Raw genomic sequence first — 11658 nt, 5'->3', positions numbered from 1 at the left:
GATCAAGCCAGGCTCGGCAGGGCCTTGAACAGCCCGGCCGGGTCGTAGCTCTGCTTGATTTGGCGCAGCCGCGCGAGGTTGCTGCCGTAATAGGCCTCGGCGGGCTTGTCCAGCAGGCCGTCCAGATAGTTCACATAGGCGCCGCCGCTGCTCCAGGCCTGCATCGTCGTGCGCATGCCGTGGGCCCAGGCGGCGGCCTCGTCCAGCGTCGCGGCGGCCGTGCCGGCCGCGTATTCGGCGAGGTATTGCGCGCTGAACAGCGCGCCGCGATGGGCGAAGGCCGAGGCGTCGGCGGCGACGCGGCCGATGGCGCCACCCATCAGGTTCAGCAGCACGCTGCCGGGGCGGCCGGCATCGCGGCGCTGCTTCACGGCCTGGCTCAGGGCCGCGATGCCAGCCGCGTCCAGCGGCGCGTCGAAGTAGTCGGAACTCGCGGCCATGGCCACGCGGCCCAGGGCGCCGGCGCCGTTCTGGCTGGGCAGATGGCATTGCGCGAGGCTCAGCGTGGCGCAGCCGCCCAGCATCACGTCGCGGTAGCTGCGCGCCTGTAGCGCCGCGTCCGGCGGCGCGCGGCCGATGCGGGCGAGCAGGGTGCCCCAGTAGGGCTGCACGAAGGCCGCGTTGCCGATGGCGATGCCCCACAGATGGGCGCCCTGGGCCGACAGCGCGAGCTGCGACCAAACCTGATCGGGCAAGGTCTGCGGCCAGACCTGCCAGGCGCCCAGCACGGCGGGTAATTCGTCGAGCGTGAAGCTGGCGCCGAACTGCGTCAGCGGCGCGATGGCATGGGTCTGGAAGCTCAGCGACGTGGCCAGCGCCAGCTGGCCGCCGCCGCCGCCGCGCAGGGCCCAGAACAGGTCGGGGTTGAGCGCCGCGCTGCAATCGAGCTGTCGGCCATCGGCCGTGACGACCTGGGCGCCGACGAGGGCGTCGCAGCCCAGGCCGTAGGCGCGGTCCAGCACGCCGATGCCGCCGCCCAGCGTGATGCCGGCGATGCCGACGCTGACGCAGCTGCCCGAGGGGATGCAGCGGCCGGCGGTGATGAGGGCGTCGTAGACGTCCGCGAGCTTGGCGCCGGCGCCGACCGTGGCGATCTCGCCGGCGAGCTGCACGCCGTCCAGCGCCCCCACGTCGATCAGCAGGCCGCCGCTGCTGCTGGCGCCGAGATAGCTGTGGCCGCCGCTGCGGGCCGCGAAGGCCAGCTTCCGGTCGCGGGCAAAGCCCAGGGCCGCGGCCACGTCGGCCGCGCCGGCGCAATGTGCGATGGCCAGGGGCGTGAGGCCGTCGTAGCGGGCGTTGGCGGCGGGGCTGATGCGGGCGAAATCGGCCTGGCCGGGCAACAGCAGCGAGCCCTGCAGCTGGCGGCTCAGCAGCGCCCAGTCGACGCTGGGCGCGGGCGGCGGCGGCGCCGGAGCGGGCGAGGGTGCAGGCGCCGGATCGCCGCCGCCCCCACAGCTTGCCAGTGCGGCCGCACCGCCCAGGGCCAGGAACCGCCTTCTGTCCATCTCGCCTCCGCTGATTGCTACCAATGAAATACCGAATATCCTACTTTGCTACCTATGTAATACCAGTTGCGGATGGCGCCCAGCGGGGACAATGGCCCGCATGAGCCTGATCGATGTGTTGCCGCTGGGCCTGCTGGCCCTGATCCTTGTCCTGCTGGTCTTGATCCGGGCTCGCCAGAAGCCGCAGCAGGGGCTCTCCACCGAGGACCTGCAGCGCGGCAACGAAAGGCTGGAGCGCGAACTGCGCGACGAACTGAGCCGCAGTGCCAGCGGCACCCGCCAGGAGCTGGTGCAGGGCCTGGCCCAATTCCAGCAGGCGCTGGCGCAGGGCCTGCAGGGCAGCAACCAGTCCCTGGCCCAGCAGGCGTTGGCCGCGCGCGAGGCCCAGGATGCCGCCGCGTTGCGGGGTGCCCAGGCCCAGGCCGAGGCCATGCAGCGCCTGGCCGACACGATGCGCGAGCAGCTGCAGGCCCTGTCCAAGAGCAACGACCAGCGCCTGGCCGAGCTGCGCCTGACGGTGGAGCAGCGCCTCACCGCCATCCAGCAGGACAACGAGAAGAAGCTGGAGCAGATGCGCGCGACGGTGGACGAGAAGCTGCACGCGACGCTGGAGCAGCGCCTGGGCGAGAGCTTCAAGCAGGTGGCCGAGCGCCTGGAGCAGGTGCACAAGGGCCTGGGCGAGATGCAGAACCTGGCGCGCGACGTCGGCTCGCTGAACCGCGTGCTGACCAATGTGAAGACGCGCGGCGTTTTCGGCGAGGTGCAGCTCGCGGGGCTGCTGGACCAGGTCTTCACGCCGGAGCAGTACGCGTCCAATGTGGCGACGCTGCCGGGCTCGTCGGAGCGCGTCGAGTTCGCGATCTCGCTGCCCGGCCAACGCAAGGATGACGACATTGGCGGCAAGCCGCTGTGGCTGCCCATCGACGCCAAGTTCCCGCGCGAGGACTACGAGCGCCTGCTCGATGCGCAGGAGCGTGCCGACGCGCCGGCGGCCGAGGCCGCCGGCAAGGCCATCGAGAACCGGCTGCGGCTGGAGGCCAGGACCATCCGCGAGAAATACATAGCCCCGCCGCACACGACGGACTTCGGCATCCTCTTCGTGCCCACCGAGGGTCTGTACGCCGAGGCGCTGCGCCGTCCCGGCCTCGTCGAGAGCCTGCAGCGCGAGCACAAGGTCATGCTCTGCGGCCCCACCACGCTGCTGGCCACGCTGACCAGCCTGCAGATGGGCTTCCGCACGCTGGCGCTGGAGAAGCGCAGCGCCGAGGTCTGGGAGGTGCTGGGCGCCGTGAAGACCGAGTTCGGCAAGTTCGGCGACGTGCTGGCCAAGGCCAGGAAGAAGCTGGAGGAAGCCGGCAACACGCTGGACGCCGCCGAGGTGCGCACGCGCGCGATGACGCGCAAGCTCAAGACCGTGGAGGCGCTGCCGGACGACACCGCCCAGCAGCTGTTGCAGCTCGGTGGCGATCTCGGCGAGGACGCCGAGTGAGCGAGGGTGCACCACCGAAGCGCCATCTGCGCCACGCCTTCGCCTGGCTGATCGCGACGCTGATCTGCGTGCATGCCAGCATGGCCGTCACGCGCGTGACGGCCGCCCTCTGGGTGCTGAACCATGGCTACGGCGAGGCCTCGGTGGGCCTGCTGCTGAGCCTGTTCGCGGTGGCGCCCATCGCGCTGTCGCTGTGGGCCGGCCGGCTGGCGGACCGGCATGGCTTTCATCGCCCCGTCGGCGTCGGCGTGACGCTGGCCTTTGCCGGCGCGCTGCTGGCGCTGGCGGTGCAGCAGCTCTGGGCCATCGCCATCGGCTGCCTGTTCTGCGGCGGCGCGATCGCCGTGGCCGCCGTCGCGATGCAGCGCGAGGCCGGCATGATGGCCGACCAGCCGGGGGAGCTGAAACGCATCTTCAGCTGGATGGCCCTCGGCCCCGCCTTGTCCAACTCGCTGGCGCCCATCGTGGCCGGCCTGCTGATCGACCACGTCGGCATGACGGCGGCCTTCGGCTTCGCGACGCTGCTGCCGCTGCTGGCCTGGGGCCTGGCGCAGAAGGTGCCGCGCCACGCGCCCGAGCCTGTCACGCAGAGCTATCGCGAGCCGGCCGCCTGGGGCCTGTTCCGGCTGCCGGCCTTCCGCCGGCTGATGCTGGTCAACCTCGTGCTGTCGGCCTGCTGGGACGCGCACAGCTTCGTCGTGCCGGTGGTGGGCCATGCGCGCGGGCTGTCGGCGTCCAGCATCGGCGTCGTGCTGGGCAGCTTCGCCGTCGCTGCGACCTGCGTGCGCCTGGCCATCGTGCGCTTCGCCGACGACCTGCACGAGGTCAAGGCGCTGCGCACGGCCATGGTCGTCGCGATGCTGACCTTCCTGGGCTATGCCTGGCTGCCCGGCACGGCGGGGCTGATGGCCGGCTCGGCCCTGCTGGGCGTGGCGCTGGGCTCGGTGCAGCCCATGATCCTCGCGATGCTGCACCGCGTGACGCCGCCCGAGCGCCACGGCCAGGCCCTGGGCCTGCGCATGCTGGCCGTCAACGGCGCGACGGTGGCCATGCCGGCCGGCTTCGGCCTGCTGGCCGCCGCCACGGCCCTGGCCGCGCCGATGTGGCTGATGGCCGCGCTGCTGCTGCTCGCCCAGGCGCCGGCGCGCCGGCTGTAGCCGTCCGCGCGCATCGAATGGCGTGAGCAAAACGCCGTTGCCGTGACATGTGACAACGACATCCGCGGGCACCGGGGCTAAGCTGCCGGCACTGCCTGAATCTCGGCCGTCGTCTGCTGGCGACGGCGACCGAAATCGTGAAAAGCCGCCTCCTCGTGCCGGTCTGTCTGTGGACGCTGGCCCTGTCTCCCGCGGCCCACGCCGCGCCCGCCCCCGACGCCTCGGACGACAAGGCGCTCGAAGCGCTGTTGAACCGGGAAGTGCAGGGCCCCTCCCGCTATGCCCAGAGCCTGATGGATGCGCCGGCATCGGTCAGCGTGCTGGAGCGCAAGGAGTCCGATGCGCTCGGGCACCAGACCGTCGGTGACCAGCTGGCCCGCCTGCCGGGCGTCTACCTCAGCAACTCGCGCACCTACAGCGCCATCGGCCTGCGCGGCTTCAGCCGCCCCGGCGATTACAACTCGCGCGTGCTGATGGCCGTCGACGGCCAGCGGGTCAACGAGGCCATCTTCGACCAGGGCCTGCCGCAGCTGGAGTTCCCGATCGTCGCGGAATGGGTGCAGCGTGTAGAACTCGTCCGCGGCCCGGGGTCTTCGGTCTACGGCAGCAACGCGCTGCTGGGCGTCGTCAACGTGGTCACGCTCGACGGTGCCGACGCGCCCGGCCTGACCACCCAGGCCAGCGCAGGGCAGCATGGCCTGCGCCGCGTCGAGATGCACTACGGCGCGGCCGACGGCAGCGGCCGCGACCTCTTCGTCGGCGTCAACCTGCTGTCCACGGCCGGCGAGAACCTCTACCTGCCGGAACTGGGCACGCCCGGCGGCTGGGTGCGCGGCCTGGACGGCGAGCAGCAGGCCGCGCTGCTCGTGAAGTACCGCGACGGCCCCTGGCGGCTGTCGCTGAACGCGGTGCGCCGCGACAAGGACGCCGCGACCGCGCCCTACGGCACCGAGCCGGGCGTCGCGGGCACCCGCTACAGCGACCGCGAGGTCCTCGCGGAGCTGGCCCATGACGACGGCTGGCGCGACGATGTGCGGCGCACGCTCAGGCTCAGCGTGGCGGGCTACGAGTTCCGGGGCCGCTACGTGTTCGGCCCGCCGCCCGAGCGCATCAACCGGGACGAGGCCTATGCGCAGTGGACGACGCTGGAAGGCCGGCTGCTGTGGCGGGGCCTGCTCAACCACCAGCTGATGCTGGGCGCCGAGCTGCGCAGCTCGCCCGTCGGCGTGCAGCGCAACTACGACGTCTCGCCCTACAACAACATCCTGGACACCCGCTCCAGCCAGGACTCCGCGGCCCTCTATGCGCAGGACCAGTGGCGCCTGGCCTCGGCGCTGCAGCTGACGACCGGCCTGCGCCTGGATCGTGTGCGCGGCTTCTCGCCGGCCCTGTCGCCACGGGCGGTGCTGGCGCTGCGCCCGGACGAGCGCGAGTCCTTCAAGCTGATGTGGGCGCAGTCCTTCCGCACGCCCAATCTGTACGAGCGCTTCTACGACGACGGCGGCGCTTCCCAGGTCGGCAATGCGGCGTTGAAGCCGGAGCGGCTGAACTCGGCCGAGGCCTCGTGGGAGTATCTGCTGCGCAGCGGCCAGGCCCTCGGTGCCAACGTCTACTGGACGCGGATGAGGCGGCTGATCGAGCCGGTGCCGCTGACCGACTCGCCCGACGCGCCCGTGCAGTACCGCAACGTCGGGCGGGTCAGCCTGCGCGGCCTGGACCTGGACATCGAGCAGCGCGCGGGCGCGGGCTGGCTGTGGCGCGGCAGCGCATCGTGGATGGATGCCCGCAATGACGCCGGCGAGCGTCTGAGCAACGCGCCGACCTGGATGCTGAAGGGCCATCTCGTGTCACCGCAATGGCAGGGCTGGCAGCTGGGCGCGGAGTGGAACCTGGTGGGGCCGCGCCTCGGTCGCGTGGAGGTACCGACGTCCAGCCTCGTCAACGCCCATCTGCGCTACCAGGTCGATGCGCGCCAGAGCATCGCGCTGCATGTGAACAACGCACTGGACCACCGCAACCTCGACCCCTCGACGCCCGACACGCCGTTGAGCGCCATCCCGCAACCGGCGCGCGCCTGGCGCCTGGACTGGCGCATCAGTCTCTGAGAATCACGGCATGCGCTGGCCGACGCCCACCCCGAGCCGCAGCAGGCGCTGGCCGCGCCGGCTCGGCTGCGCGCTGCTGGCCTGGCTGGCCCTCGCCGGGCCGGCCCGCGCCCAGCCCGTTGGCGCAGAGGTGCTGAAGGCAGAGGTCGTCTACCGCCTGCTGATGTTCGTCAGCTGGCCCACCGAGCGCGAGCAGCCGGGCCGTGGCCTGCAGCTGTGCACGCTGGGCGAGGGGCGCATGGACGGCGCGTTGCAGGGCCTGGCCGGGCGCTCGATCCGGCAGCTCACCGTCGAGGTGCGCCGCCTGGGCCGCGGCGACCCGCTGGCGAGCTGCCATCTGCTCTATCTGCCGGCCCTGCCGGCCGGCCTGCGCGCCCAGCTCGCCGAACTGCCCGTCCTCGTCGTCTCCGACGTGGCCGCGATGTTCGACCAGGGCGCCATGATCAACCTGCAGGTCGAGGACGGGCGCATCGTCTTCGACGTGGATCTCGACGCCGCGCGCCGCGCGGGCCTGGCCGTCAGCGCCAAGCTGCTGCGGCTGGCGCGCTATGTGCGGCACCAGGGCGCTGCGCCATGAAGCCGGCCTTCACCGACGCCTTCGACCGCCTGCGCGAACTGCTGGTCGCGCTGGTGGCGCTGCTGGCCTTCGGCCTCGTGCTGAGCCTGCTGCAGTATTGGCGGCTGCTGGACCGCCAGGCCGAGGACCTGCGCACCCAGGCCAGCATCGTCGCGCAGACGGTCTCCGCCGCCATGGTCTTCGACAGCCGCGCCGACGCCGGCGAGAGCCTGCTGGCGCTGCAGCAAAACCCGGCCATCGTCCACGCCCGGCTGACCAAGCCCGACGGCGAGCCCTTCACGCAGTTCTCGCGCCTGCCCGTCGAGCGGCTCTGGCTGTACGAGCTGGCCGGCATCGCCCATGTCGAGGTGCCGGTGATGGCCGACGGCCGCCGGGTCGGCCGCCTGTACGTCGAAGCCAGCCGGCTGCCGATGTGGACGGACCTGGCCGGCTTCCTGGCGGCGACGCTGGGCACGCTGCTGGCGACGGCGGGCCTGGCCTGGTGGCTGTCCAAGCGCCTGCGCGTGCAGATCAAGGAGGTCGAGCGCCGCACGCGCTACATCGCCCACTTCGACGCGCTGACCGACCTGCCCAACCGCGAGCACATGCGCCGCCTGCTGGAGCGCGCGCTCCAGCAGCAGGAGGCGGCCACGCTGCTCATCCTGGACCTGGACGACTTCAAGCAGATCAACGACCAGCACCGCCACGCCGCGGGCGATGCCGTGCTGCAGGCCGTCAGCCAGCGGCTTCGGCTGCTGTGCCGCCATGGCGACCGGGCCGCCCGGCTGTCGGCCGACGAGTTCGCCGTGCTGCTCCAGCCCGGGCTGGAGGGCGATGCGCTGCGCGCCCATGTCGCGCAGATGCAGAACGAGCTGACGCAGCCGGTCTTCCACGGCGGCCAGTGGCTGCCGCTGCATGTCTGCGTCGGCGCCGTCTCCCTGCCCGAGCATGCGCATGACGCCAGCGAGGCCATGCGCTGTGCCGACGCCGCGATGCGGCATGCCAAGCAGGTCGGGCGCGACAGCTTCCAGCCGTTCACGCCGCAGATCGGCGAGGCCCTGCGCTCGCGGCTGGCGCTGGAGCGCGACATGGTCGAGGCCCTCGCGCAGGGCCAGTTCTGCCTGGCCTACCAGCCGCAGTACGACGCCCAGCGCCGCGTGCAGGGCCTGGAGGCGCTGGCGCGCTGGCGCCATCCCGAGCGCGGCTGGGTGTCGCCGGCGGAGTTCATCCCGGTCGCCGAAAGTTCGGGCCATATCGTCGAGCTCGGCCTGGCCCTGCTGGCCGTGCTGCGCCGCGACCTGGACGCGTGGAAGGCCCTGGGCCTGAAGCCGCCGGCCGTGTCCATCAACCTGTCCTGGGAGCAGTGCCGCAAGCCCCAGCACCGCGAGCGCTTCCTGCAGCAGCTCAAGGCCCTGCAGCTCGGGCCGGACGAGGTCGAGTTCGAACTCACCGAGAGCACCGGCTTCGAGGACATCGACAAGCCCGACTCCTTCGTCTTCACGCTGCAGGGCCTGGGCTACGGCCTGGCCATCGACGATTTCGGCACCGGCTACAGCTCGCTGGCCTATCTGCGCCGCATCCGCTGCCGCAAGCTCAAGATCGACCGCCTGTTCGTGCACGGCCTGTCGACGAACGCCGACTCGCACACCCTGGTCGCATCGATGGTGCACGTGGCGCATGCGATGCACATGCTCGTCGTCGCCGAGGGCGTGGAACTGCCCGCCGACGAGGCGGCGCTGATCGCGATGGGCTGCGACCTGATGCAGGGCTTCGGCTTCTGCCGGCCCGTCGAGCCGCAGGCGGTGCCGGCGCTGTTCAGGCCGAGCTGAATTCAGTCCGATCTTTCGAACCAGCGCGACCGCAGCAGCGCCGCCGCGTCGCCCTCGGCGACGTAGAGCGTTGGCCGAGCGGCGTCGAACTCGTAGAGCCGGCCGCTGGCCACGCCGCGCACGACGACGGGCGCGCCGGCGCGGTAGTGCACCAGCACGCGCCGCTCGGCCGGCCCGGCCGCCGGCCGCTCCGGCGTGGGGCTCGTGGCCTGGCGCAGCGCCGCCCGGCCTTGTCCGCAACATCCCATGTCATCTCTCCTTGCGTGGCGAGGCCAGCGTGTCCAGCGCGGCCTCGACGATGCAGACGGCGCCCGACAGCGCCAGCACGCTCAGGGCCCAGCCGAGCAGGTCCCGCGCGAGCAGCAGCGCCAGCGGCGCGGCCACCCATAGCGACACGCAGTAGGGGCAATCCATCAGCTGCCCCCAGGCGCCGTTGCCCAGGCGCGTGCGCAGCTTCAGCACGAGACCGAAGGGCCCGTCCTCGGCCGCAAGCAGATGCGTGAGCCGCCAGGCCGCGAGCGCGGCCAGTGCCAGGCGTGGCCAGAAGCCCATTTCGTCCAAGGTCACAGCGGTTCCGGTCCGTTGATGATCTTGATGGGAAACAGCTTCCAGCCGGAGTCGTGCACGCTGCCCTCGTTGACGACGGTCTTGTCCCAGGCTTCGAGGATGACGACGTAGACGCAGGCCTCGCCGGGGCCGAGCAGCTGGTCGGCCGGCAGGCCCAGCGGGTTGCTGGCGGCGTCCAGCACCTGCAGGTTCCAGGGCGTCAGCGTGCCGGTGGCCAGGCTCTCGGCCGGCAGGGCCAGCGCGCGCGCCGGCACGGTGTTGGTCGAGTTGATCAGCATGACCTGGGGCGACACCGCGCCCTGCTTGCTGAAGTGCACCTGGTAGCTGTCGAAGTTGTTGCTGGTCGGCGCCGTGAGGTCGGCGCGGTCGATGTACTGGTCCCAGGCGTAGCCGCGGATGTCCACGGTCTTGAAGATGCCCTCGTGGGTCTGGGTGTACATGTCGGAGCAGGGTGCCTGGTTGCCGATGCCGACGATGGCGGCCTGGATGGGCTCGTTGTCGATCCAGGCGCGCTGGATGTCGTAGTAGCTGTTGCCGGCCGTGTCGATGACCTGCAGCAGGAAGCTGAACTTGCCCGTGCCGCCCAACTGGTTGGGCGGATCCTGCTTGGGCAGCGAATTGCTGTCGAAGCCCGCGGGCTCCAGAGAGGGCACGTTCCAGCAGTTGCAGAAGTTGGTCGAGTCGATGTGCACGCAGATGCACTCGCTGCGCGCACCCCAGACGTTGGTCAGGATGCTGGGCAGGGGGTTGCCGTCCAGCACATTGCTGCTGCGCACCTGGTCGGCCGTGTAGTTGATCGGCGGGCCGCTGGGCTGGGCAATGCTCATCGCGTTGAACTCGATGTGCGTCACGAGGCGCCAGCTGCCGCCGGGCACGATGCTCGTGAACGGCGCCGGCTGGGGTTCGCTGAAGCCCGGGTCGGGGATGGCCCAGATGGTGTATTCGCGGATCTTCTCGCCGGTGCAGCCGTACACGTTGGCCGCGCCGCGCACATGCAGCCCGCCGCCGACGGTGGACAGGGCCGCCGCCACGCTGTCGGCCGCGCGCAGCGGCTCGGCCGGGTTGGGGTAGTCCACCGACCAGGGCGTGCTGACGCGCTTGATGTAGACCTCGTTGACCGACAGCGCGAAGCTGCCGGTGCAGGGCGGCTGCAGCTCGGCGCCGGTGGAAGAGAACACGCGCAGCGTCAGCGTGAAGGTGGTCGACGTCAGCAGCTCGATGCCGGCGTCCACTGCGCATTTGCGCGTGTCCACCCAGCCGAGGTTGCCGCCCGCGACCGAGAAGTTGCCCTGCGTGGCGGCCACGTCGGGCAGGCCCAGGTTGCTGGGATAGATGACGACGCCGCTCAGCAGGCTGCCGCCGGGGCTGCGCACCTCGATGACGTAGTGGCCGAAGCCCGTGCCCTCGGCATCGCCGCGCACGGGTTCGAGGATGCGGCTGGCCAGGATGTCGGTCTCGCCGCGCACGCAACCGGTGGGCGCGGTCAGCCGGCAGTGCAGCGGGTGCTGGCAGCGGCGCAGGCAGGCGCGGTAGCTGCGCAGGCAGCGGAACACGTCGCGCAGATTGCGCGCCCGTGCCAGGCAGCAGCCGAAGCGGATGGCGCACAGCGCCCAGCAGCGGCAGAACCAGTAGAAGGGGTCGGCGCGGTGCTTGGCGATGAGCTCGCGGCCCATCAGCGCGGCGGCCGTGTCGGTGCTGAGCAGGCGCTCGAGGATCTGCGTGTTGACGTCGCCGTCCTCGAAGCAGTCGACCTGGCCGGACAGCACCTGCTCGGGCAGGCCCTGCGCGAACTCGACGTTGGCGAGCTGGTCGTCCAGATAGGGCTTGTAGGCCTCGGCCAGCGCCTTGACGAGGTGGTTGAAGTCGGCCCGCTCGACGGCCGTGGGCGGATTGGCGACGGGCGCGCCCAGCACCTCGCGCACGCAGCGCCAGTAGCGCCAGAGGTAGTAGCTGGAGCCGCGGAAGGAGCGCGGCCCGCGGCACATCAGCCAGCCGAAGACGATGCAGCAGCGCAGATGCAGCAGGCACCAGCGCCAGCGCTCCAGCGGGCCGAGCTGCTCGCGCACGGCCGCGGGCAGCACGCGCTGCGCGACCTCCTCGCTGCTGAAGCGCTCGAACAGCGCCATGGCCTGCGCGAACTCGTCCTCGCAGCTGGGCGGGTTGGCCAGCGCATCCTTGATGAGGGCGTCGGGCGAATCGGCGCGCTGCAGGTCGGCCGCGAGCACCGGCTTGTAGGCGGCCAGCAGCTCGCCGAGCACGAAGTGGAAGTCGTCGTCCAGCGGCTCGTCGGCATCGTCGCCGGCGGCGTCGGCGGGCAGGGCCGCGGCGGGGATGGCGGCGGCGCGGGGTGGTTTGGGCGGGGTGGCCATGGCTTGTCTCCTTGCGGGGTGCAGTCGTCAAAAGGGGGAGGGGCGGCGCTGCTGCGCTTCTTGAACCAACCCTAGGCGGCA

The 11658-nt window shown here is 71.5% G+C and carries 9 protein-coding genes; 5 read left to right on the top strand and 4 right to left on the bottom strand.

The window, feature by feature from the left end; all coding sequences use genetic code 11:
• Window positions 1-2: 2 nt before the first annotated feature.
• Window positions 3-1505: an FAD-binding oxidoreductase gene (locus NYP07_RS09285; protein WP_268149644.1), complete on the bottom strand. Its 1503-nt coding sequence runs from the start codon at window positions 1503-1505 to the stop codon at window positions 3-5.
• A 100-nt stretch (window positions 1506-1605) separates the two neighbouring features.
• Between NYP07_RS09285 and NYP07_RS09280 the strand changes: the two genes are divergently transcribed.
• From NYP07_RS09280 to NYP07_RS09260, 5 genes are all read left to right on the top strand, one after another.
• A complete protein-coding gene (locus NYP07_RS09280) occupies window positions 1606-2994 on the top strand; it encodes a DNA recombination protein RmuC (RefSeq protein WP_268149642.1) in 1389 nt (462 codons plus the stop codon).
• Window positions 2991-4151: an MFS transporter gene (locus NYP07_RS09275; protein WP_268149640.1), complete on the top strand. Its 1161-nt coding sequence runs from the start codon at window positions 2991-2993 to the stop codon at window positions 4149-4151. The genes NYP07_RS09280 and NYP07_RS09275 overlap by 4 nt, the downstream gene beginning before the upstream one ends.
• Before the next feature lie 137 nt (window positions 4152-4288).
• Window positions 4289-6256 (top strand): TonB-dependent receptor plug domain-containing protein, encoded by a 1968-nt coding sequence (locus NYP07_RS09270; RefSeq protein WP_268149638.1) that lies wholly within the window; start codon window positions 4289-4291, stop codon window positions 6254-6256.
• A gap of 10 nt (window positions 6257-6266) precedes the next feature.
• Entirely contained in the window at window positions 6267-6833 is a 567-nt protein-coding gene (locus NYP07_RS09265) for a YfiR family protein (RefSeq protein ID WP_268149636.1), read from the top strand.
• Window positions 6830-8641 carry a putative bifunctional diguanylate cyclase/phosphodiesterase gene (locus NYP07_RS09260; protein WP_268149634.1) on the top strand — a complete coding sequence of 604 codons (1812 nt, stop codon included), beginning with the start codon at window positions 6830-6832 and terminating at the stop codon, window positions 8639-8641. Before NYP07_RS09265 ends, NYP07_RS09260 begins: the two co-directional genes overlap by 4 nt.
• 2 nt (window positions 8642-8643) lie before the next feature.
• On the opposite strand, the gene NYP07_RS09255 is transcribed toward NYP07_RS09260, so the two are convergent.
• From NYP07_RS09255 to NYP07_RS09245, 3 genes are read right to left on the bottom strand one after another with little or no spacing between them, the layout of a single operon-like run.
• Complete coding sequence (locus tag NYP07_RS09255; protein ID WP_268149632.1) at window positions 8644-8889, bottom strand: hypothetical protein; 246 nt, start codon at window positions 8887-8889, stop codon at window positions 8644-8646.
• 1 nt (window position 8890) lies between these two features.
• Window positions 8891-9208: a DUF1360 domain-containing protein gene (locus tag NYP07_RS09250; protein WP_268149630.1), complete on the bottom strand. Its 318-nt coding sequence runs from the start codon at window positions 9206-9208 to the stop codon at window positions 8891-8893.
• Window positions 9205-11577: a hypothetical protein gene (locus NYP07_RS09245; protein WP_268149628.1), complete on the bottom strand. Its 2373-nt coding sequence runs from the start codon at window positions 11575-11577 to the stop codon at window positions 9205-9207. The genes NYP07_RS09250 and NYP07_RS09245 overlap by 4 nt, the downstream gene beginning before the upstream one ends.
• Window positions 11578-11658 lie beyond the last annotated feature (81 nt).

It is taken from the genome of Pelomonas aquatica (assembly GCF_026712205.1).
GTDB classification, from domain to species: Bacteria; Pseudomonadota; Gammaproteobacteria; order Burkholderiales; family Burkholderiaceae_C; genus Pelomonas; species Pelomonas aquatica.
This window is presented reverse-complemented; position numbering and strand designations above follow the sequence as displayed.